We start from the raw sequence: 20999 nt of genomic DNA on the forward strand, positions 1-20999 counted from the left end.
GACCACGCTTGCTCGTCGGCTCGCCGCGAGCGAGCGTTCGCGGCATCTGCAATCGCACGAGGGAACCGATCGAGGGCGCCGTTCTGGTGGTCGAGACACTCGGCCCCGACTACTACGACGCCATCGTCGCCTCATCCGCCGTGATCTGCGCCAGAGGCGGCCGGACCGGCCACATGCAGTCGCTTTGCCGCTCGCGGGGAATCCCCGTCCTGCGCGTCGATTCGTTCGAGCCGGACGTGCTGGTGGGCGAAGTCACCGTCCGGGTCGATCGCGAGTCAGTCATCCTCGGCGGCGTCGACACGACGCGGCAGCAGGTGCCACTCGCAGGTGCCGGCCTCGACGACCTCGAGTCGGTCTGCGTGGTCATCGCCAACGCCGCCGACATCCGGTCCACGAATGACATAGTGCCGCGCGTCGAACAGGTGACCTGCTACTTCATCCGCGAGGAGTTCGTCTGCTTCGCCGCCGATCTGAGCCCGGTCGACTCGCTTCGGGCCGGGGATCGCGAGGCCGAGCACTACGGCGAAGCCATCGCCTCGGAGCTGTGCTCGATGGTGAAGGAACTCCTTCCTGGTCAACGCCTGGTCATGAGACTGCTCGACCTCCGTTCGGACGATGCCGCCCGGATCACGACCGGGGTGGCGGTGGAGGACGAGCCCAACCCGGAGCTCGGCCTCCACGGCACCCGGTGGCTGCTGGCGGATCATCGCTATCCGCGCGCGTTCCGGGCACTCCGCGCCTACCTGCGGGTCCGCCTCGGCTGGGACGCGGATCGAGTCGGCTTCGCCGTGCCGTTCATCAATGACCAGGAAGAGTTCCTGCGGCTGCGGCAGCACCTCGGCCTGACCGGCGACACGCCACTCGGCGTTTTCCTCGAAACACCGGCGGCCGTGCACTCGACGGCCGAGTTCCGCACTTCGGGAGCCAGTGAACTGTTCGTCGGCACCAAGGATCTGATCCAGTTCTACCTCGCGGCGGATCGCGGCAACCACCTGGTCGCCTCCTCGTACCAAACCCGGCACCCGGCCGTGCTGGCCGCGCTTCGCCAGGCCATCGAGTCGTGCCACGAGGCCGGGCTGTCACTGCACGTATTCGTGCTGGGTGCCGATGTGGACCACTACCTCCGGCACCTTCCGACGCGCACGCTCATGATGTGCACCGCCGAACTGGAGCAACTCGCCCGGAGGGCCGAAGGCGGCAGTCCCTGACGCGTGACGAAGCGTCCGCAGGCCTCAGCCGTCGCTCGACGATCGCCACCCACGGGGAACCATCCCACCGCGTCCGCACCCGGGCACCATGGCGCGGCAGGCCGCTCCATTGCGAGGGAAATACGCATGAGCCGATCATGCTGTCATCGGCAGATGAGGACGTTGCCGCGGTGACGTTGGCGCGGCGAGTCACCCGGCCGACCGAGCCCGCCACGTCTGCACCGCTCCGAGCGCGATGCGGGCCAGCAGCACCGCGGCGCCGATGCCGGCGGTCAGCCGGGCGCCGAGACCGTCGAGCCGGATGGCGAGCCAGCCGCCCGCAGCCGTGCCGAGTACGGCGAGCAGGAAGTCGACGGCCCACAAGGGCGACAGGCTGAGCGCCATCATGTCGGCTGCCGAGTTCCCGCGCCGGCTTTGCCGTGCCAGGTGGATCCAGAGCCACGTGGTGCCCGCGAACGCGACCCAAGCCAGGCCGAGCAGCACCCACAGCACCGCGTTCACCGGGCTTCTCCTGTCGTGCAACGAAATTCCACAGAATTCATAGCCGCCTCCCGGTCGGTCCCGACCAGGATGGGCTCGTTCGGACGTGCTGTCAAGACACTGTGTCCGGACATAGTGTCCGGAAAGGTGGCCGGCGGGTACGGATACGTTGTCCGCGGCTTGTAGCGCGAGAAGAGGCGGCCATGACGGCGGTCCGGTTCGATCCGTCGACGAGTACGCCGAACTCTTGCCCGATGGCGTGGCCACCCCCGGCCGCCACCCCTGCACCGCGCGGCACGGTGACCGGGAGATCGGCATGATCTGGTTCGCCGAACGCCCCACGGCGCCGGCCGGGTCGCCTACCTCTACGACCTCGACCAGTAGGACGGGCCGAAGTGCTGCTCCGGCGAATCGGCGATCTCGGTGGGAAGAGAACGCGCCCGCTCGTCGGCGTGAGCGTGTGCCGGCTCGGTCACCGAAGGGCTGGGCCGGACGCGTGAACGTCGTCGGAGCGCTGACGTGTACACCTCCGGCGGAGCGTCCGCCGAGCGGGTGAACTCTGGAACTCCATTGAGCCGGACAGCGTCGCGGAATTACTCCGTTTGCCGCCCGGGTTGGTGCGGTTGCCCGGGTTTGGGGCTTCCGGGGAGTGGGGATCCACCTCGGTTCCGGCCGGTTGACCGGCAAATGGGCCGCGTTGCCCGGCAATTTGCGGTGCGGTAGAAAGTTATTACACACCGCTTCGCCAATGGCGAATGAATGGAATTGACCATCGCTGCCTCCTGGGGGGATCCGTGTCGAATCGTCACGCCTTCGTTTCCTGTGCCCGTCTCATGGGGCGGGTCGATTCCGCCTGCATGGACTGCGTGTCGGACGTCGTGGCGCTGCTGCTGGCGCACGCCGGGGTGGCCGATGTGCGTACTCCTTTCGCCTACCAGTGGGCGTTTCGGGTCGTTGGCGGAATCGACGGGGTGCTCGAGCCCGACCTGCCGCCGCGGGCGCGGGATCGGTCCGTGGCGCGCTTCACCGGATTTCGTCCGAAATGGACGGCCAATGGGACGGCGGCGGAATGCGTCAATTCGTGGGCGGCCGAGATCGGCCGGGGCAACGCCGTCGCCGTCACCGCGGATGCCTTTTTCCTGCCGTGGCTTCCGTACTGCGGAAATGAGCACATGGAACACGGATTCGTCGTCGAGGGTGTCGAAGGAGGGCGGGAATCCGTCCTGCACGTCGTGGATCCCTATGAAAACCGGACCCGGTGGGGGCACGCGCGGCCGACCACGACCAAGGTGGTCCTCGGCGACCTCGGCCACGCCCTCGACCAGGGTGCCTGGGCGGTGCTCGAACCGTGCGGGCCCGCCGAACCACTGGACGCCGAACGCGAGGTCCGGGCCAACTGCGAAGCCATTCTCGCCTCCCACGCCGACGGCACGGCGGCCGCCTTCGCCGGGCAGTACCGGGAGCCCGACGCGGTCGCGCTGCACCGGCTGGCCCTGCAGAGCTGGCTGATCACCCGTGACCGGCAGCTGCACGGCCTCTGGCTGCGGGAACTGCCCGGCACCCCCGCACCCGGCTTCTCCCGCGCCTTCGACGAAACGGTCCTCCCGCGCTGGCAGAAGCTCCAGGAACTCACCTACGTCGCGATCCGCCGCGTCGAAGCCGGCCGCTCGGCGCCGCCGGCCGTCCACGCGGCCCTCGAAGCCGCGCTGGCCGCCGAAGCCGAGCTGGCCGGCACCTCCCTCGACCTCCCGGAAGGACGCGCTTGATGCTCATCCACCAGCACTTCTTCGCCCAGGCCCGGCGCACGCCCGGCGCCGTGGCGATCGTCGAAGACGACGGTCCGTCGATCACCTACGGCGAGCTCGCCCGCGCCGCCGCCGGGCTGGCCGGGCAACTCCGCGACCGGCCCGGCCGGGTGGCCGTGGTGAGCCGCAAGCGGATCGGCACCGTCGTCGCCTTCCTCGCCTGCCTGCGGGCCGGCCGCGCCTACGTCCCGATCGACCCCGCCCACCCGGCCGACCGCCGTGACTTCGTCCTCGCCGACGCCGGCTGCGAAACGCTCCTGGACCTCGACGACTTCGAAGCACTGCAAGGAAAGCCGGAAGGCGAGCCGGCGGCAGCAGGCCCGGACGACGAGGCCTATGTCCTCTACACCTCCGGCTCGACCGGCACCCCCAAGGGCGTCGTGATCACCCACCGCAACGCGGCGGCGTTCACCGACTGGGCCGCCGCCGCCTTCCCGCTCACCCCGCGCGACCGGGTCGCGGTGCACGCGCCGCTGCACTTCGACCTGCCCGTCTACGACCTCTACGCCGGCCTGCGCGGCGGCGCCGCCCTGCACCTGGTGCCCGAGCGGGCCGCGCTCTTCCCGGCGGCGCTGGCCCGGCTGCTGCGCGAGCGGCGCATCACCAGCATCTACGCCGTCCCGACCGCGCTGGCCGCCCTCGCCCGCCGCGGCGGTCTCGCCGCGGGCGACCTGCCGGACCTGCGGCAGCTCCTGTTCGCCGGCGAGGAGTTCCGGACGGCCGCGCTCGCCGAGCTGATGGCCCTGGTCCCCGGCGCGGCCGCGGCCAACCTGTACGGGCCCATCGAGACGAACGTCGTCACCGCGCACCGGCTCCCGGGCCCGCCGGACCCGGACAGCCGCCTCCCGATCGGCCGGCCGGTCACCGGCGCCGTCATCGGCCTGCGCGACACCGAGGGGCACGTCGACTTCGACGGCGAGGGGGAAGGCGAGCTGGTCGTCGCGGGCGACTGCGTCACCCCCGGCTACCTCGGCCGGCCCGACCTGACCGGCGCCGCGATCGTCCACTCCGGACAGTTGCGCTGCTACCGCACCGGCGACATCGCCCGCCGCGACGCCGACGGCACGCTGCACCTGCTGGGCCGCGCGGACGGGCTGGTGAAGACCCGCGGCTACCGCGTCGAACTGGGGGACGTCGAAGCCCACCTCGCCGCGCACCCCGGCGTGGACGGCGTCGCCGTCGTGGCCCTGCCCGACCCGGCCACCACCCACCGCCTGCACGCCGCGGTCGTCCCGCGCGCCGGCACCGACCACGAGACGCTGCCCGCGGACCTGCTCCGCCACTGCCGCGCCCGGCTGCCGCACTACATGGTGCCTTCCCGGGTCCACGTCCTGGCGGCCCTGCCCACCACCAGCACCGGCAAGACGGCGAAACGCGTGCTGGCCGAAACGCTCGAGGGAGACCCGCGATGACCGACACCCTCGCCCGGACCGTCGCCGACGTGCTCGGCGTTCCCGCCACCGACGTCCTGTCCGCCGATTCCCTGTTCGACCTGCCCGGCTTCGACTCGATCGCCATCGTCTCGGTCCTCGAACGCCTCGAAGACGACCTCGGCGTCGAGGTGCCGGCCGAGGAGATCGTGCCCGAGGCCTTCGAAAGCCTCACCGCCCTGCGGTCGCTGCTCGGCACCGCCCTCCCGGAAGGAGCCCGCCCGTGATCCCGCGGTTGCTGCACGAACTGCTCGACCGGCGCGCCGCCGCCACGCCGGACGCCCCGGCGCTGGCTCGCGACGACCTGCGCTGGACCTACGCCGACCTCGCCCGCCGGTCGCGGACGCTCGCCGCCTGGCTCGGCGGCCAGGGCGTCGGCCGCGGTGACCGGGTGCTGGTCGCCGCGCCGCACGACCCCGACACGGTGGCGCTGCTCTACGCGGTTTCGCGGCTGGGCGCGGCCTACGTCGTCGTCAGCGACCGGATCCGGCCGTTCCACCTCGACCACATCCTCGCCGACAGCGAACCCAAGCTGGTGCTGGCCGCCGACGCCGCGGCCGAAACCGTCTCGCGCAGCACGACGAAGGTGCACAAGCTGAGCGAGCTTCCCGCCACCGGCGATGCCGAGGTCCCCGCGTCCCCCGTTACCGGCGTCGACATCCTCAGCCTGATCTACACCTCGGGCAGCACAGCCATGCCGAAGGCCGTGGTTTCGACGCACGAGCAGGTGCTGTTCGCGGTGTCCGCCATCGCGGAGCGGCTGGGCTACCGCGCCGAGGACCGGGTGTTCTGCTGCCTGCCGCTGTCCTTCGACTACGGCCTCTACCAGGTGTTCCTCGCCGCCGAGGCGGGCGCCTGCCTGGTGCTGGGCGACGACGCCGCGGCCGGGCCGGCCCTGCTGTCCACTGTGGAGCGCGAGGGGGTGACCGTGCTGCCGCTCGTGCCGGGCCTCGGCGCCACCCTGGCCCGGCTGGCCGCGCGGGCCGGGCGGTTCCCGGCCGCGCTGCGCCTGGTCACCAACACCGGCGCGGCCCTGCCGGCCGCGCTGTCGGCCAGGCTGCGGGAGTTCTCGCCGGGCCTCGACGTCGTCGCCATGTACGGGCTGACCGAGTGCAAGCGCGTCTCCATCGAGGAGCCGAACGCGTACCTGGACCGGCCCGGCTCGGTCGGGCGGCCGCTGCCCGGCACGGAGGTCCTGGTCCTCGACGACGACGGCGCCGAGCTGCCGCCCGGCGAGGTGGGCCAGTTCGCCGTCCGCGGGCCGAACGTGATGGCCGGCTACTGGCGGGCGCCCGAGCAGACCGCGCGCCGCTTCCCGCGGGACGCCTACGGCCGCGCGACCCTGCTGACCGGCGATCGCGGCCGCGTCGACGAAGAGGGCTACCTGTACTTCGAAGGCCGCGACGACGACCAGTACAAGCAGGACGGTTTCCGGGTCAGCGCGGTCGAGGTGGAAGGCGCCGCGGCCGACGTCGACGGCGTCACCGAGGCCGCCGTGCTCCCGCCCGCCGGAGACCGGCCGGCCGTGCTCGCGGTCACCGGCACCCTCGACTCCGGGCAGCTGCGCGAAGGGCTCGCCGAACGCCTGGAACCGCACAAGATCCCCGACCGGATCGAAGTCGTCGACGCGCTCCCGCACGGCGTCAACGGCAAGATCGACAAGCGCGCCCTGGAGGCCGCCCTGTGATCACGCCCCTGCACGAGGAGATCGCGGACCGGCACGGCACGCCCGCGTTCGTCTACGACCTCGACGCCGTCCGCCGCGCCCACGCCGACCTGACTGCCGCGCTGCCGTCTCCGTCCACTGTGTACTACTCGGTGAAGGCCAACCCGCACCCGCGGATCATCGCGCTGCTGCACGCACTGGGCTGCGAAGCCGAAGTCAGCTCGACCGGCGAGATCGACGCCGTGCTCGGCGCCGGGGTGCCGCCGGAGGCCGTGCTGCTCACCGGCCCGGCCAAGACCCCGGAAACGGTCGCGCACGCCTTGTCCCACGGGGTCACGCGCTTCTCGGTCGACTCGCCCGACGACCTCGCCCGCGTCGACGACCTCGCGCGCCGGTCCGGGACCGAAGCCCGGTGCGCGCTGCGCGTCAACGCCGACGAGCCGGTGCCCGGCGCGGGGCTCAGCATGACCGGGACGTCGTCGCAGTTCGGCGCGGACCTGTCGTGGGTGCTGGCCGAGACGCCGCGGTTCACCGGGTTCGGGCACGCCCGCGTCACCGGGCTGCACCTGTACATGGGCACCAACCTGACCGAGGAGAAGGACCTGCTGGCCCAGTTCGAGGTCGGGATCGGCATCGCGGAGAAGCTCGCCGTGCTCTTCCCCGACCTCGGCGAAATCGACCTCGGCGGCGGGTTCGGCCTGCCGTACGCGCGGGCGGGGGAGCGGCCGCGGTTCACCGGGCTCGCGGCGGCGCTGGAGACGCTGCTGGACGACCGCCTGCCCGGGTGGCGGGACGGGGCGCCCCGCGTGTCCTTCGAATCGGGCCGCTACCTCGTCGGCGACTGCGGGGTGCTGCTCAGCCGGGTGGTGGACGTCAAGGAGTCCAAGGGCACCCGGTACGTCCTGCTCGACACCGGCGTGCACCACCTCGGCGGCATGTCCGGCCTGCGCCGGATCCCGTCGATCTCGGCCGACGTGCTGGCTTCCGGCGAGGTCGAGGACGAGCCGGTGACGGTGGCCGGCCCGCTGTGCACCCCGCTCGACGTCCTCGCCCGCGGTGCCCGGCTGCCGAGCACCGGCATCGGGGACCTCGTCGGCGTGCCCAACGCCGGCGCCTACGGCCCGACCGCGGGCCTGCTCGCGTTCCTCGGCCACCCGGCACCCGCCGAGGCGGTCGTCGACGGCGGCCGCCTCGAGTCCGCGTCCCGGCTGCACGTGACCCGCAACCCGCTCTGACGAAAGGGAAAAACCATGGACACCGCACGCTTCGACACGATCCTGCGCAAGTACCTCAAGAACCTCGCCCCGCAGCAGGAGCTGACCGCCGACGCCCGGCTCAAGGACCTCGGCCTGAACTCGATGCGCGCCATCGACCTGCTTTTCGACCTCGAGGACGAATTCGGCGTCGAACTGCCCGACGACGCGATGACCGACGACACGTTCGCCACCCGTGACGCCCTGCTGGACCGGGTGCGGGAGGCCCAGGACACCACGGCGGGTGCGCGGTGACGGCGCTGGCCACCGCCGCGCCCACGCTCGCCGAGCGCACGGCCGGGGTCGTGGACGTGCTCACCGAGCACGCCCGGGCGGTCGACGACAGCGCCACGTTCCCGGTCGCGTCCCTCGACGCGCTGCGGAAAAGCGGGCTGATGGGCCTGCTGGTGCCGGTGGAGCACGGCGGCCTCGGCGGCGACCTGGCCGACCTGGCCCGGACCGCCGCGGAACTCGGCGGCGCGTGCCTGTCGACGGCGATGATCTGGGCGATGCACGGCCAGCAGGTCGCCGCGATCGCCGCGCACGCCGGGCCGCGGCTGCGTGCGGACCTGCTGCCGCGGATCGCCCGCGGCGAGGTCTACGTCGCCTCGGTCACCAGCGAGCGCGGGAAGGGCGGGCACCTGCTCACCGCGGAAGCGCCGCTGCGCCCGGACGGCGACCGGCTCGGCATCGACCGCGACGCCCCGATCGTCACCGGCGGCGCGGTCGCCGACGGGTTCCTGATCACCATGCGGGCCTCGCCCGAGGCCGGCTACGACGACGTCTCGCTCGTCTACGCCGACCGCGGGCAGGTCACCGCCGAGCCCGGCCGCGGCAGCTGGAACCCGATGGGCATGCGGGGCACGCACAGCGTTCCGCTGCGGATCACCGGGGACGTCCCGGCGGACCAGCTCGTCGGCGAACCCGGCGGGTTCCGGACGGTGGCCACGCGGACGTTCGTGCCGGCCGGGCACATCGGCTGGGCCGCCTGCTGGCTCGGCGCCGCGCGCGGCGCGCTCAGCTCGGTGCTGGGCATGATCCGCGACCCGCGCACGCGGGGGTCGTTCGACCCGACGTCGGAGCTGTTGCGGCGGCGGCTGGCCCGGGCCCGGCTCGACCTGGACACCGTGGCGGCGCTGCTGGCGCAGGTGATCCGCGACGCGGCCGACGCACCCGACGCCGAAGCACCGGACGTCCAGCTGCGGCTCAACGGCCTGAAGGTGCACGCGGCGGAACGCTGCGCCGCCGTCGTCGACGAGCTCGTCGAGCTCACCGGCCTGCGGCACGGGTACATGCGGGACTCCGCGCTGCCGCTGGAACGCGTCCACCGGGACCTGCGCTCGGCGAGCCTCAACTACGCGAACGACCGGCTCTACGACGCCAACGGGGCGATCGCGCTGCTGGACCGGGGCGTCACGCTGGCCTGGGCGGGCCGGCCGTGACCGCGGTGGCGGGCGACCGGCTCGCGTTCCGGACCCTGATGGCCCAGTGGCCGACCGGCGCCACCATCGTGTCCACTTCGGACGGCACCGGCCCGGCCGGCTGCACGGTCAGCGCCCTGATGTCCCTTTCGGACAGTCCGCCGCTGGTGGTCGTCTCGCTGCTGGCCCGCAGCGCGACGCTGGCGGCGATCCGGCGGGCGGGCCGCTTCGCGATCACCGTGCTCAGCTCCGCCCAGGCCGGGTTGTGCGCCGACTTCGCGCGGCTGCCGCTGACCGAACGCTTCTCGGCGACCGAGCTGCGGGAGGTCGACGGGCTGCCGCTGCCGACCGGCGGGGTGGCGGCGCTGACCTGCGAACTCGACGACGAGCTGCCGTACGCGGACCACGTCCTGCTGGTCGGCGCGCCGACCTGGACGGAGATCCGCGAGGACCGGGACCCGCTGCTGGTGCACCGGCGCGAGCTCAAGGCCGTGTCGTGACCGGCGTCGAGGTGGCGCCCGGCGTGCACTTGGCGGCGACGCCGGCCGATGCGGCGCTGGCGGAGCTGCCCGTGCCGGCCTGGGCCGTGCGCGAGGCCCGGGCCATGGCACCGCGCCGGGCCCGCGAATACCTGGCCGTGCGGGCGCTGTACGTGCGGCTGGTGTCCGAAGTGGAGGGTTCGGCGCACCCGCTGGACCGCACGGACCGCGGAAGACCGGTCGTGCCCGGCCGCCCGGACCTGCACGTCAGCCTGGCGCACTCCGACGACGTCGTCGCGGTGGCGCTGGCCCGCGGCCGGGACGTCGGCGTCGACGTGCAGGAGGCCGGCCTGCCCGGGCCGGCGATGCTGCGGCGGTGCTGCCCGGGCGAAGCCGGGCGGATGGCGGCCGAGCCGGCGTCGGGCGGACGGGACTTCGCCCGTGTATGGGCCGCCCAGGAGGCCTGCGTCAAGGCGACCGGGCAGGGCATCGCGGGCCGGCCCTGGCGCATTCCCGTCACCGCGGCCGCCGCGTCCGGCCGCTGGCGTGACCTCACGTGGACGCAGCTGCGGGACCGCGCCAGCGCTTTCGCCCTGTGCTGCGCCTACGCCGATCGAACGGAGGGGCGATGACCGACGGCCTGAGCTGCTACACCGCCAACCTGGCGGCCTACCTGGAACACCACGGCACCCCGGGCGCGGCGGACGCGATCGCCGTGTCCGTGCGGCTGGCCGTCGACCTGCGCCGGCCGGACGGGCTCGTCGCGGTCTCGCACCACGACCGCCCGCTGGACCGGATGGGTGACGGCACCCGGCTCACCTACCGCGGCCACGACGGCTTCGCCGGGTTCCGCGCCGACCTGCACCGGGAGCTGCGGGACTACGGGTGCGCCCTGGTCGTCGGCTACAGCACGCAGCTGCCCTGGGCGGCGCAGCGGGAGGGGACCGCGGCCCCGCACTTCCTGCTGGTCGACGGCTGCGAGGACGGCCGCTGGCACGTCGAAGACCGGTTCACCGGCCTGATGACGTCGGGGCAGCACCAGGAGCCGTTCACCGGCTGGATCGGCGAGCCCGACCTGGACCGCCTGACGCGCCGGGACGGACCGGAACCGGCGAAGCACCACCTGCGCAACACCCTCGCGTTCGGCTTCGAGAACCCGGCCCCGGCGGGCTGCCGCCACCTGCTGCTGCGTCGGAAGTCCCGGCCGGTGCACCCGAACCCGCTGCCCGCGCACTGGGTGACCGGGACCGTCAAGGCCCTCGGCGCTTTGGGAACGCACCTGGCCGACAGCGACGCGCTGGTCCGCGACCCCGACGTCGTCGACGACTGCTGGGCCGCGGCGCAGCACCACGTCTGCAGCCACCGGCGCCTCGGCCGGCACCTGGGGTTCCGGACCACGAGCGAACAGCGGCGCTCGGCGCTCGAAGAAGCCGTGAAGTGCTGGGAAAAGCTGCCGCGGACGTTGCGCTTCGCCGCGACGTCGGCCCGGCGCGGCCGAGCCCGGCCCACGCTCGTGCGCGCGGCGTTCACCGAACTCGCCGAGCGCGAACACGAAGCCGCCCAAGCCCTCACCGGTGCCGTGCTCGTGGCCGCCGGTGCGAGCGACTGACTCCCGAGGAGGACGACATGACGACAGCTGTGACCGAGGTGGCGGACCTGCTCGCCCGCCATCTCGACGGGACACCGCCCGCCGGGATCACCGCCGAGTCCCGGCTCGAGGACGACCTCGGGCTGAACTCGGCCCAGGTGGTCGACCTGCTTTCGGAGCTGGAGGAACGGTTCGGCTGCGTCGTCGAGGACGAGGACCTCGACACGCTCGAACGCGTCGGCGACCTCGCCGCGATCGTCGACCGGGCGGGCGTCCGGTGAGCGTCGCGCTCGCGGCGCCGGCCTCGCGGGAGTGGCAGACCCTGGACGTCACCTGGCCGCCGGGCGGCGACCTGCGGGTGACGATCCGGGGGACCGGCGCGGGCAACGTCCTCGGCGGCCCGTTCTGGACCGAGCTGGCCGAGGTCGTGGCGCTCGCCGAGGCCACCGACCGGCCGGGCAGCCTCGTCCTGCGCGGCCACGGCGGCGTGTTCTCCCGCGGCCTCGACCTGCGCTGGTACGTCACCCGGCTGCGCCGGGCGGCCCGGCGCGGCGGCAACGTGCTCGCCGCCGACGCGAGGCGCCTGCAGGACGCGATCACCGGGTTGGCCCGCAGCGGCCGCGTGGTGATCGCCGACATCGACGGCGAGTGCACCGGGGCGGCCCTGGAGCTGGTCTGCGCGTGCGACGTCCGGTACGCCTCGGCCCGCGCCTGGTTCTCACTGCCGGAGGCCGAGCTGGGGCTGGTCGCGGACCTCGGAGGGCTCCAGCGCCTGCCCCGCCTGCTCGGCGAAGGCCTGGTCCGCGAACTGCTCCTCGGCGGCGGCCGGATCGGCGCCGCCCGCGCCGAGCGGATCGGCTTGGTGAACGGCGGAACGGCCGAGCTGACGGCGTTCTCGGGCCGCGTCCGAGCCCAGCCCGGCGCGGTGCTGGCGCAGCTCAAGCGCGAGCTCGACGCGCCGCACGAAGAGGGCTTGGCGACCGGTTTGGACCGGGCGGTCCGCTGGAATGCCGAGCACGCCCTCGACGGACTGGCCAAGCGCATGACGGCCCGCCTCGGCGGCCGATAAGCGTGGCTGGCCAGTGCCACGGCCGCGCGTTTGGCGGCGCGCTTCGGTGGCTGTTGGTGTGGCTGGCACTCGTCACGACCGCCGCCCGCGCGCGAGGGCCTGCCTCGGTGGCCGTTGAGCGAAGCTCGCCACCGCCACGCGACAGCCTCGCCTCGGCGGCCGTTGAGCGTGGCTGGCCACCGCCGCGCGCGATGGCCCCGTCTGGGCGGCCCGGCTCGGCGGCCGTTGGCGTGGCTGGCCACCGCCACCGCCGCGCGCGATGGGCTCCGCCTTGGCGGCCCACTGGGCGGCCGCTCGCGCGGTTCGCCACCGCCACCGCTGCGCGCGATGGGCTCCGTCTCGGCGGCCGTCGGCGAAGGTCGCCACAGCCAACCACCATCGCCCGCGCGGTCTGCCCGAACCCCTACCACCGGAAAGGTGACCCCCGTGTCCACCACGCCCGACCTCCGCACCCCGGCGCTGCCCGGCTTCGAGCTGCGCCCGCCCACGATCGCCGATGCGGCCGCGATCCACGAGCTCGTCGTGCGGTCTCCGCCGCTCGATGTCAACTCTCTCTACGCCTACCTCGTCTGGTGCCGGGACTTCGCCGAAACCTCCGTGGTCGCCCGGCACGACGGCCGGCTGGCCGGGTTCGTCACCGGTTACCGGCCGCCGCGGGATCCGGACACCTACTTCGCCTGGCAGTCGGCCGTCGATCCCGCGCTGACCCGGCCCGGGCTGGCGTTCGCGATGATGACCGAGGTGGCCGGCCGGGCCCGGCGGGCCGGGGCCCGCTGGTTCGAAACCACCGTCAACCCCGGCAACCGGGCGGTCATCATGCTGATCCGCAAGCTCGCGCGCCACCACGGCGGCACCCCGGAGGTGTCGACGCTGTTCGAGAGCGCCGACCTCGGTGGCGCGCACGATCCCGAAGTCCTCTACCGGTTCCCGCTCGCCGAACCGCGCGATTGAGATCCGGGAACGTGGGTAATCGATTACGGACCGTGTCGGATCCGGTACCGCGGGAGGGCGGGACATGAGCATCGGGGTGCTGCTGGCGTTCGCCGGCGTCGTCATGGTGGCCTACGTGGTCCCCGGCCCGGACTGGATGGTCGTCCTGCGCGCCGCCGCCCGGGCCCGGCGCTTCGGGTTCCTCGCCGCGGCCGGGGTGCAGTGCGGCCTGTGCGTGCACATGGCCGCTGCCGCGCTGGGGGTGTCCACCGCTCTTCTGCACAGCCCGGTCCTGTTCACCGTCCTGAAGCTCGTCGGCGCCGCCTACCTGGTGTTCCTCGGGGCCCAGGCGCTGTGGCAGTCGTGGCGGCGCCGCCGCGGCACCGAGGAAGCCGAACCGCCGCCCGAGGAGCCGGACACCGAACTCCGGCCGGCTCGGGTGTTCCGGCAGGCCTTCCTGTCCAACGTCCTCAACCCGAAGGCGGCGCTGTTCTTCGTCAGCGTCCTGCCGCAGTTCCTCGACCCCGCGGGCCCGGCCGCCGCGCAGGTGCTCGTGTTGGGCACCCTCGATATCGCGCTGGGCGTCCTGTGGTGGGCGCTGTTCGTGCTGCTCACCGCCCGGTTGTCCGGCCTGATGCGCCGCAGTGGCCCGCGCAAGGCCCTCGACCGGGTGACCGGCACCGCGCTGGTCGGCCTCGGGGTCACGCTGGTCGCCACCAGCTGACTTTCGCTCTCGGCGCTCAAAAAGCGGGCGCGGTTCCCTGTTCGCCGTGCACTGAGGGGTAGTTCCGTGACCGAAGTCGTCCGCCGCGCGCTGCGGCGTTTCCGCCGCAAGCACGACGTTCCCGGGGTCGTCGTGTGCACCTTCACCGCCGCCGGGCCCGAGATCGCCGTCGCCGACGGCGTGACCAGCGCCGAGACCCAGCACGCGATGACCCCGGACACGGTGTTCCGGGTCTACTCGGTCGCGAAGTTCGTGACCGCCACCATGATCGTGTCGCTGGCCGCCGACGGCGTCCTCGACCTCGACGCGCCGGTCGACGGCTACCTGGGCGGCCTGCGCCGCCGCACCGGGACCGGCAGCGACGGCACCACGCTGCGCCACCTGCTGAGCCACCGGTCCGGGCTGCTCCCGGACGCCGTGCTGCACGACGGGCTGAGCCGGGACCCCGGCGGGCTCGCGGCCGCGGTGCGCCACGACTTCGCGCGGACGCCGGTGCTGGCGCGGGCGGGGGAGTTCTACGGGTTCAGCAACCTGGGCGTCAGCCTGGCCGGCCTGGTCGCGCAGGAGGTGACCGGCCTGCCCTTCGCCGAAGTCGTCCGGCAGCACGTGTTCGAGCCGCTCGGCATGGCACGCAGCACCCACGACCCGGCTGTGGCGATGACCTACCCGCTGGCCCAGCACCACCTTCCGGGCGGCGACGGGCTGCGCGTCGACCACGGCGCCAAGGCCGGGGCCAAGCACGAGCCGTCGTCGCTGTGCTATTCCACCGCGCTCGACCTGGCCCGGCTCGGGGCGCACCACCTGCGTGCCCGCCCCGAGCTCGCCCAGATGCACCTGCCGCACGCGGACCCGCGGCTGGACGTCGACCTGCGCTACGGCCTCGGCTGCTCCCTTTCGCCTGCCGTGCAAGGCATCCGCCAGATCGGTCACGAAGGGTTCTTCGGCGGGATGTGGGCCAAGCTCGTCATCGACCCCGCCGCCGGCCGCGGCGTGGTGTGGCTGGACAACCGCGGCGAAGAGCTGCGCGAAGAGCGTTACCGGCTGCTGCGCGAGCTGTTCGACGGGCTCGGCCGCACCGACGCGGCCGGGGGCGCCTTCGGGCTCGCCGTCGAAACCGAAGCCGTGCACGGCGAGTACGTCCGGACCGGGGCGCCGACGCTGACGGTGACCGGCGGCGCCGAACTGGAGCTGACGGCCGACCGCGATCGCACCGTGCTGGTGCCGCACCAGCGCGCGGTGTGGCGCAGCGCCGATCGCCACGGCCCGGGCGCGCCGCCGTGGGGCCCGCACGCCGGCACCGACCGGATCGTGCTCGGCGCCACCGCGTGGCGCGACGGGTCGGTGCCGGTGGTCCACCTCAACGGCCTCCCGTACGTGCGGCGGGAATGGCGCAAACGCTTGCAAACCCGTGCGGTCGGTGTCGGCGGCTGAACTCGCGGGCGATTCCGCGGCCGGATCCGCTCATTCCTGCGGAGTTCGAAGGACCACGTTGCGTCAATGCATTACTTTTCCGTCACTCAATCGATACCACCCGATCGGGTGATATCTGTCGCGGTGGCGTGATCGATTCGTCTTCCTGAGCATGAGCGTCGACGCCATCGATCAGGAATCACCCGTGGAGCGCATGGTCCGGGGGCGTACTTGCGGTCCGGGGAGATTCCGGGCCACTGGTCGCCGGCTCGCCGAAAGCGAGTGAGGGTGACCAGTGATCGGGAAACCCGGCCCGCCGATCAAGGGAGACCGTACCTCACCGAACTTTTCGCACTCGTCGGTCCACAGATCAGGAGATATGCCTGCGCGCACGCCCGCCGGGCGGATCCGGACGACATCGTCGCCGAGACCGTCCTGCGGCTTCAGCAGCACCTGGACCGCAACCCCGGTGCCGAGGCGGCGAGCCTGGTTCCGCTGGCGCTGACGATCGCCCGCAATCTCGTGATCGACCAGTCGCGGACGGACGGCCGGGAGGTGTTGCTGCCGTCGGAGAGCCTGATCACCGTGCAATCCCTGCGGCAGGAGGATTTCGCGGACCGGCGGGCCGAGATCATCGACGCCCTCGACGCACTCCGCGCGCTGCCCGGCGACCTGCAAGAAGTCGTGACGCTGGTCTGCCTGGACGAACTTTCCCTACCGGAAACGGCGCAGATCCTGGGAATCAGCCTGCGGATGACGCAGCGCCGTTACAAGAAAGGCCGGGAAAGGCTCCGGCGGGCTCTCGGCACGCCCCACCGCTGAGAGCACGTGAGCCGACTGAGCGCAATGGACAGAACGAGCGAAGGAGCGGGGAGCATGGTTCTCGGATGGTTCGGCCGAACGGCCGGCGAGATCGACGACGTCGAGCTCGACCGGCGCCTGGCGGATCTTCGCCGGGCGCTGGGCTCCGCGCCGTCGGAACGGGGTGGTACCGGGTCCGGCCACCCGGCGCGTCGCCGCAGGCCCGGTGGCCGGGAGCTGCTCGCCATCAGCGGCACCGGCCCGGACGCGCACCCGGGCGCCGTCGCGGTGCCGCTGCGGCTGGTGGGGTCGCGCCGGAAAGCCGGACGCCGCGGCCCGGACGGCCTCGACGCGGGCCGCAACCGGGCCTCCGGCAAGCGCCGGCAGACGGCCGCGGTCGTCTTGACGGTGGTGCTGGTCGTGTCGGCCGTCGTCGGAGGCTTCTCGTGGAGCCGCGGGTCCGGGCAACCGGCGGCGCCGCCACCGATCACGGTCCACGTGGGCGTCCTGCCCCTCGTCGACGTCGCCGCCTTCTACCGATCCGTCGACCAGGGGTACTTCCGGTCGGCCGGCCTGGACGTCCAGGTCACCACCGTGGCCAGCGGTCCCGAGGCGGTTCGCGGGCTCCGGACGGGCCGGCTCGACATCGCTTTCAGCAGTTACCCGGGGATGTTCATGGCCCAGGCCACCCACGCGGCGGACCTGAAGGTCATCGCCCCGGCCTACGTCGCCAAACCCGGCCACCTGATGCTCGTCGGTGCGCCGAACCGGTCCTTCACCCGGCCCGACCAGGCCGCGCACAAGAGGATCGGGGTCACGAGCCGGGGATCGATCTCGGACCTGCTCGCGATCTCGGAGATCCGGCAGGCCGGCGGCGATCCCGCCGGCATCGACTGGAAGACCATGGACATGCGGGCGATGGTGCCGGCGATGCAGCGCGGCGAGCTCGACGGCGCCGTCGTCGCCGAACCGTTCGTGACGAGGGCCGCCGAAGCCGGCGCGGTCCAGTTGCTCGATCTCGGGCTCGACCTGAACTTCGAGATCCCCATGTCCGGCTGGGTCGCTCCGGCGAGTTTCGCCGCGAGCCGGCCGGAGGTGATCGGCGCCTTTCAGCGGGCGCTCGCCCGTGGCGTCGGCGACGTGCAGAACCGCGATGTCCGCGAGCAGGTGTTCCAGCAGTACCTGGGCATCGACGCCGGCACCGCCCGTGAGGTCCGCGTCGGCAGCTACCCCGCCTACGTGGATCTCGGCGACCTCCAGCGCGTCGCCGATCTGATGCTGAGCCAGAAGATGCTGTCCACGCCGTTCAACGTCACGACCGTGCTCATGGCCGGGCTGCCGGGATCTTGATCGGCCACACCCACGCCCCACCTGGAGAACAGATGCCCTACCGGAAGACCCCGGCCCCCCAGCCGACCACCGAGCGAAGGATCAAGCCCATCGCGGACGCCATGCACTACACGATCCTCGCCGTCGACGTGGAACGCTTCAACGCTCCGGAACGGACCAATCTCCACCGGGTCGTCGTCCGGTCCGGGCTGTACCGAGCGGTCGAGGAGGCCCTGGCCGCCTCGGGCGTCCGGTGGCAGGGCTGCCACCGGAGCGACCTCGGCGACGGCGTGCTCCTGCTGGCCCCGGGAGCGTATCCGAAGGCCGTCTTCGGGGAACGGGTGCCGCAGGAACTCGCGAAGAACCTGCTCGCGCACAACGACGCCCACGCGGCCGAGGAGCGGATCCGGCTGCGGATGGCGCTGCACGCGGGCGAAATCACCCGCGACGCCTACGGTTTCACCGGCTCGGCGATCATCCACGCGTTCCGGCTCCTCGATTCCCGGGCGGTCAAGGACGCCCTGTCGGCCTCGGACGGAGACATCGCGGTCATCACGTCGAACTGGTTCTACGAAGAGGTCATCCGCCACATCCAGCTCGGCGATCCCGGGAGCTACACCTCGGTGTTCGCCGCCGTGAAGGAAACCACGACGCGCGCGTGGCTGCACCTCCCGGCCGTCCCCGCACCGGCCGGCTGAGCGGGTCAGACCACGGTGAAGCTCCCCGACAGCGTAGCCGCCGAGCTGGTGCCGACGTAGACCTCGATCTTCCCCGGCTCGACGCGGAAGCGGGCGGTGTTGTCGTAGAACCCGACGTCGTCCGGGGTGAGGGTGAACGACACCGTCGTCGACGCGCCCGCGGCCAGGGTCACCCGGCGGAAGCCGCGCAGCCGCCGGACCGGCTGGACGATGCTCGCGACCGGGTCGCGCAGGTAGAGCTGGACGACCTCGTCGCCGGCGCGGCCGCCGGTGTTGGTGACGGTGGCGCTCACCTCGATCCGGCCGCCGCGGGCCGGCAGGCGGGTGCCCGAAAGCCGCAGGGTGTCGACGCGGAACGTCGTGTAGGACAGGCCGTGGCCGAACTCGTAGAGCGGTCCGCTCGCCAGGTCCAGGTACTTCGACGTGTACTTGTTGGCCGGGTCGGCGGGGCGCCCGGTGTTTTCGTGGTTGTAGTAGATCGGGATCTGGCCCACCGCGCGCGGGAAGCTCACCGGCAGCTTGCCGCCCGGGTTCACCACGCCGAAGAGGACGTCCGCGATCGCGTGGCCGCCCTGCACACCGGGGGCCCACGCCTCGAGGATGGCGGGGGCGTTGTCGTGCAGGTACGGGATCGTCAGCGGGCGGCCGTTGACGAGCACGACCACGAACGGCTTCCCGGTCTCCTTGATCGCGGCCACCAGCTGCTGCTGCACGCCGGGGAGGTCGATGTTGCTGCGGGCCGCCGCTTCGCCGCTCATCGCGGCGGTTTCGCCGACCACCACGACCGTCACGTCGGCGGCGCGCGCCGCCTGCTGCGCGGCGGCGAAGCCGCCGGTGTCGGTCCCGTCGACCGTGCAGCCGGGGCTGTAGGTCACGGTGGCGCCGGGGGCCGCGGCCTTGATCCCGTCGACGACGGTCACCGGCGGCGTCGTCGAGGCGCCGGTGCCGAGGCCCGCCCAGGTCCCGTTGAGGTCGTAGGTCGCCGCGCCGAGCGGCCCGACGACGGCGACCGAGCCGACGGACTTCGCCAGCGGCAGCACCGGCCCGTCGTTCTTGAGCAGCACCATGCACCGCCCGGCGGCCTGCCGCGACGCGGCCAGCGCGGCCGGAGAAGGCGCTTTCACCTCGGTGGCTTCGTCGACGTACGGGCGTTCGAACAGGCCGAGCCGGACCTTGACGAGCAGGATCCGGCGGACGGCGTCGTCGAGCTGGTCGCGGGTGATCCGGCGCTCGGCCAGCAGCCGTTCGGCGAAGCGGGCGTAGTTGGTGCTGACCATCTCCATGTCGACACCGGCGGGCAGGGCGGCCGCCGCCGCGTCCGCGCCGTCGCCGGCCAGGCCGTGCAGGATGAGTTCCTCGATACCGGTGTAGTCGCTGACGACGAAGCCGCGGAAGCCGTAGGCGCCCTTGAGGACGTCGTGCAGGACGTAGCCGTTGCCGTGCGCGGGGACGCCGCTGATGGTGTTGAAGCTCGCCATGACAGTGGCGACGCCCGCTTCGACGCTGGCCTTGAACGGCGGCAGGTAGAGGTTGTGCAGCCGCTGCAGCGAGACGTCGACGGTGTTGTAGTCCCGCCCGCCTTCGGCGCCGCCGTAGGCGACGAAGTGTTTGGCGCAGGCGGCCACCCGGTCCGGCGCGGAGTAGTCGTCGCCCTGGTAGCCGCGGACCTTGGCGACGGCGCACTGCGTGGCCAGGTAGGGATCTTCGCCGTATCCCTCGGCGATCCGCCCCCACCGCGGCTCGTGGGTGACGTCCATCATCGGCGCGTAGGTCCAGTGGATGCCGCTGCTGCGCGCTTCCTTGGCCGAGACGGCGGCGTCGGTGCCGGCGACGGCCGGGTCGAAGCTCGCGCCCTGGGCGAGCGGGATCGGGAAGTTGGTGGTGTACCCGTGGATGACGTCGAGGCCGAAGACGAGCGGGATCTTCAGGCGCGTCTGTTCGACGGCGATGCGTTGCAGGGCATTGAGTTTCGCGGCCCCGACGACGGAGAAGACGCCGCCGAGCCGGCCACCGGCGAGGGCGGCGCGGGCGGTGGTTTCGTCGCCGACGAGCTGGAGCTGGCCGATCTTCTCGGCGAGCGTCATCTGCTTGAGCAGCGCTTCGACCCGCGGATTCCGCTCGGGGCGCGCGGTCTGCCCTTCGGCCGCGGGGGCGAGCAGCCCGGAGGAGGCGACGGAGGCGGAGGCGACGGAACCGGCGAGGCCGGCGAGCACCCGGCGCCGGTTCACCCCACCGTCGGCCGAAGTGTCGTGCTGCACCTGCTGCGACATGGCGGGGACCTTTCGCGAGGCGGAACTCCTTCGTTCGGTCAGGCTGACCCAGCCTAGCCACGGCCGGCGAGCACGGCCGCGTGAACGGGAAGCCGTGGCCCAGCGGGGAGAGGTCGCCGTCGAAAGCGCTGATTCGTCACCCCGCCACACCACCGCTCGCGGCCGGTCCTCGCCCCGGTGCCAGCCTGTTACTGAGCGGTCGCTTAGTGATCTTGTTCACGAGCCGCCCGGGACGGCCGTCGGCCGCCAGGGCCTCCCGGCGGCGCAGATGCCCAGGTCGGAGCCGCTTCTCACGGCGGATGGCGAGTGGCTGACGAGCGTCGCGAACAGCGGTGTTGCCCACGTCAAGGTGAACATCGCCCGTCGCTGTGGTGACCTCGGAGCGACGGGAGTCGTCGTGTGGGCGACCGATGAGGGGTGGGCGGCGTGCGGGAACGG

General features: G+C 72.8%; 21 protein-coding genes. 19 read left to right on the forward strand and 2 right to left on the reverse strand.

Going from position 1 to position 20999, the window contains the following annotated elements; genetic code table 11:
* Positions 1 to 8: 8 nt before the first annotated feature.
* Positions 9 to 1208 (forward strand): putative PEP-binding protein, encoded by a 1200-nt coding sequence (locus tag ACWEF6_RS09285; protein WP_449682434.1) that lies wholly within the window; start codon positions 9 to 11, stop codon positions 1206 to 1208.
* Positions 1209 to 1397: 189 nt separating this feature from the next.
* Here the strand turns inward: ACWEF6_RS09285 and ACWEF6_RS09290 are convergent, their stop codons facing one another.
* Positions 1398 to 1709, reverse strand: a complete 312-nt coding sequence (locus ACWEF6_RS09290) for a hypothetical protein (RefSeq protein WP_449682435.1) — start codon at positions 1707 to 1709, stop codon at positions 1398 to 1400.
* Positions 1710 to 2554: 845 nt separating this feature from the next.
* On the opposite strand from ACWEF6_RS09290, the gene ACWEF6_RS09295 reads away from it, so the two are divergent.
* The 18 genes from ACWEF6_RS09295 (at position 2555) to ACWEF6_RS09380 (ending at position 18291) form a co-directional block, all read left to right on the forward strand.
* On the forward strand, positions 2555 to 3454 hold the full coding sequence (locus ACWEF6_RS09295; protein ID WP_449682436.1) for a hypothetical protein: 900 nt from the start codon (positions 2555 to 2557) through the stop codon (positions 3452 to 3454).
* Positions 3454 to 4905 (forward strand): amino acid adenylation domain-containing protein, encoded by a 1452-nt coding sequence (locus tag ACWEF6_RS09300; RefSeq protein WP_449682437.1) that lies wholly within the window; start codon positions 3454 to 3456, stop codon positions 4903 to 4905. The genes ACWEF6_RS09295 and ACWEF6_RS09300 overlap by 1 nt, the downstream gene beginning before the upstream one ends.
* Positions 4902 to 5150, forward strand: coding sequence for an acyl carrier protein (locus tag ACWEF6_RS09305; protein ID WP_449682438.1), 249 nt, complete (start codon positions 4902 to 4904; stop codon positions 5148 to 5150). The genes ACWEF6_RS09300 and ACWEF6_RS09305 overlap by 4 nt, the downstream gene beginning before the upstream one ends.
* A complete protein-coding gene (locus ACWEF6_RS09310; RefSeq protein ID WP_449682439.1) occupies positions 5147 to 6610 on the forward strand; it encodes a class I adenylate-forming enzyme family protein in 1464 nt (487 codons plus the stop codon). Before ACWEF6_RS09305 ends, ACWEF6_RS09310 begins: the two co-directional genes overlap by 4 nt.
* Positions 6607 to 7824 (forward strand): type III PLP-dependent enzyme, encoded by a 1218-nt coding sequence (locus ACWEF6_RS09315; RefSeq protein WP_449682440.1) that lies wholly within the window; start codon positions 6607 to 6609, stop codon positions 7822 to 7824. The genes ACWEF6_RS09310 and ACWEF6_RS09315 overlap by 4 nt, the downstream gene beginning before the upstream one ends.
* A gap of 15 nt (positions 7825 to 7839) precedes the next feature.
* Positions 7840 to 8097 carry a phosphopantetheine-binding protein gene (locus ACWEF6_RS09320; RefSeq protein WP_310976904.1) on the forward strand — a complete coding sequence of 86 codons (258 nt, stop codon included), beginning with the start codon at positions 7840 to 7842 and terminating at the stop codon, positions 8095 to 8097.
* Positions 8094 to 9284, forward strand: coding sequence for an acyl-CoA dehydrogenase family protein (locus tag ACWEF6_RS09325; protein ID WP_449682441.1), 1191 nt, complete (start codon positions 8094 to 8096; stop codon positions 9282 to 9284). The genes ACWEF6_RS09320 and ACWEF6_RS09325 overlap by 4 nt, the downstream gene beginning before the upstream one ends.
* Entirely contained in the window at positions 9281 to 9763 is a 483-nt protein-coding gene (locus ACWEF6_RS09330) for a flavin reductase family protein (protein ID WP_310976908.1), read from the forward strand. Before ACWEF6_RS09325 ends, ACWEF6_RS09330 begins: the two co-directional genes overlap by 4 nt.
* Positions 9760 to 10374: a 4'-phosphopantetheinyl transferase family protein gene (locus ACWEF6_RS09335; protein WP_449682442.1), complete on the forward strand. Its 615-nt coding sequence runs from the start codon at positions 9760 to 9762 to the stop codon at positions 10372 to 10374. The genes ACWEF6_RS09330 and ACWEF6_RS09335 overlap by 4 nt, the downstream gene beginning before the upstream one ends.
* A complete protein-coding gene (locus tag ACWEF6_RS09340; protein ID WP_449682443.1) occupies positions 10371 to 11351 on the forward strand; it encodes a hypothetical protein in 981 nt (326 codons plus the stop codon). The genes ACWEF6_RS09335 and ACWEF6_RS09340 overlap by 4 nt, the downstream gene beginning before the upstream one ends.
* Before the next feature lie 17 nt (positions 11352 to 11368).
* Positions 11369 to 11611 (forward strand): acyl carrier protein, encoded by a 243-nt coding sequence (locus ACWEF6_RS09345; protein ID WP_449682444.1) that lies wholly within the window; start codon positions 11369 to 11371, stop codon positions 11609 to 11611.
* Positions 11608 to 12399 (forward strand): enoyl-CoA hydratase-related protein, encoded by a 792-nt coding sequence (locus tag ACWEF6_RS09350; RefSeq protein WP_449682445.1) that lies wholly within the window; start codon positions 11608 to 11610, stop codon positions 12397 to 12399. Before ACWEF6_RS09345 ends, ACWEF6_RS09350 begins: the two co-directional genes overlap by 4 nt.
* A gap of 426 nt (positions 12400 to 12825) precedes the next feature.
* Positions 12826 to 13350 carry a diaminobutyrate acetyltransferase gene (ectA, locus tag ACWEF6_RS09355; protein WP_449682446.1) on the forward strand — a complete coding sequence of 175 codons (525 nt, stop codon included), beginning with the start codon at positions 12826 to 12828 and terminating at the stop codon, positions 13348 to 13350.
* A gap of 64 nt (positions 13351 to 13414) precedes the next feature.
* A complete protein-coding gene (locus tag ACWEF6_RS09360; protein WP_449682447.1) occupies positions 13415 to 14053 on the forward strand; it encodes a LysE family translocator in 639 nt (212 codons plus the stop codon).
* Positions 14054 to 14119: 66 nt separating this feature from the next.
* Complete coding sequence (locus ACWEF6_RS09365; RefSeq protein WP_449682448.1) at positions 14120 to 15484, forward strand: serine hydrolase domain-containing protein; 1365 nt, start codon at positions 14120 to 14122, stop codon at positions 15482 to 15484.
* Positions 15485 to 15694: 210 nt separating this feature from the next.
* On the forward strand, positions 15695 to 16285 hold the full coding sequence (locus tag ACWEF6_RS09370) for an RNA polymerase sigma factor (protein WP_449682449.1): 591 nt from the start codon (positions 15695 to 15697) through the stop codon (positions 16283 to 16285).
* Positions 16286 to 16339: 54 nt separating this feature from the next.
* On the forward strand, positions 16340 to 17614 hold the full coding sequence (locus tag ACWEF6_RS09375) for an ABC transporter substrate-binding protein (protein ID WP_449682450.1): 1275 nt from the start codon (positions 16340 to 16342) through the stop codon (positions 17612 to 17614).
* 32 nt (positions 17615 to 17646) lie between these two features.
* Positions 17647 to 18291: a hypothetical protein gene (locus ACWEF6_RS09380; RefSeq protein WP_449682451.1), complete on the forward strand. Its 645-nt coding sequence runs from the start codon at positions 17647 to 17649 to the stop codon at positions 18289 to 18291.
* Between the two features lie 5 nt (positions 18292 to 18296).
* On the opposite strand, the gene ACWEF6_RS09385 is transcribed toward ACWEF6_RS09380, so the two are convergent.
* Positions 18297 to 20561 carry a glycoside hydrolase family 3 N-terminal domain-containing protein gene (locus tag ACWEF6_RS09385; protein ID WP_449682452.1) on the reverse strand — a complete coding sequence of 755 codons (2265 nt, stop codon included), beginning with the start codon at positions 20559 to 20561 and terminating at the stop codon, positions 18297 to 18299.
* Positions 20562 to 20999: the final 438 nt, after the last annotated feature.

Source organism: Amycolatopsis sp. NPDC004772 (genome assembly GCF_053601215.1).

What these genes read in the sequence shown, in the direction of transcription:
- ACWEF6_RS09380 (WP_449682451.1), top strand. Translation starts at nt 17,647, where the DNA reads ATGCCCTACCGGAAGACCCCGGCCCCCCAGCCGACCACCGAGCGAAGG.
- ACWEF6_RS09345 (WP_449682444.1), top strand. Translation starts at nt 11,369, where the DNA reads ATGACGACAGCTGTGACCGAGGTGGCGGACCTGCTCGCCCGCCATCTC.
- ACWEF6_RS09375 (WP_449682450.1), top strand. Translation starts at nt 16,340, where the DNA reads ATGGTTCTCGGATGGTTCGGCCGAACGGCCGGCGAGATCGACGACGTC.
- ACWEF6_RS09360 (WP_449682447.1), top strand. Translation starts at nt 13,415, where the DNA reads ATGAGCATCGGGGTGCTGCTGGCGTTCGCCGGCGTCGTCATGGTGGCC.
- ACWEF6_RS09340 (WP_449682443.1), top strand. Translation starts at nt 10,371, where the DNA reads ATGACCGACGGCCTGAGCTGCTACACCGCCAACCTGGCGGCCTACCTG.
- ACWEF6_RS09320 (WP_310976904.1), top strand. Translation starts at nt 7,840, where the DNA reads ATGGACACCGCACGCTTCGACACGATCCTGCGCAAGTACCTCAAGAAC.
- ACWEF6_RS09385 (WP_449682452.1), bottom strand. Translation starts at nt 20,561, where the DNA reads ATGTCGCAGCAGGTGCAGCACGACACTTCGGCCGACGGTGGGGTGAAC.
- ACWEF6_RS09300 (WP_449682437.1), top strand. Translation starts at nt 3,454, where the DNA reads ATGCTCATCCACCAGCACTTCTTCGCCCAGGCCCGGCGCACGCCCGGC.
- ACWEF6_RS09305 (WP_449682438.1), top strand. Translation starts at nt 4,902, where the DNA reads ATGACCGACACCCTCGCCCGGACCGTCGCCGACGTGCTCGGCGTTCCC.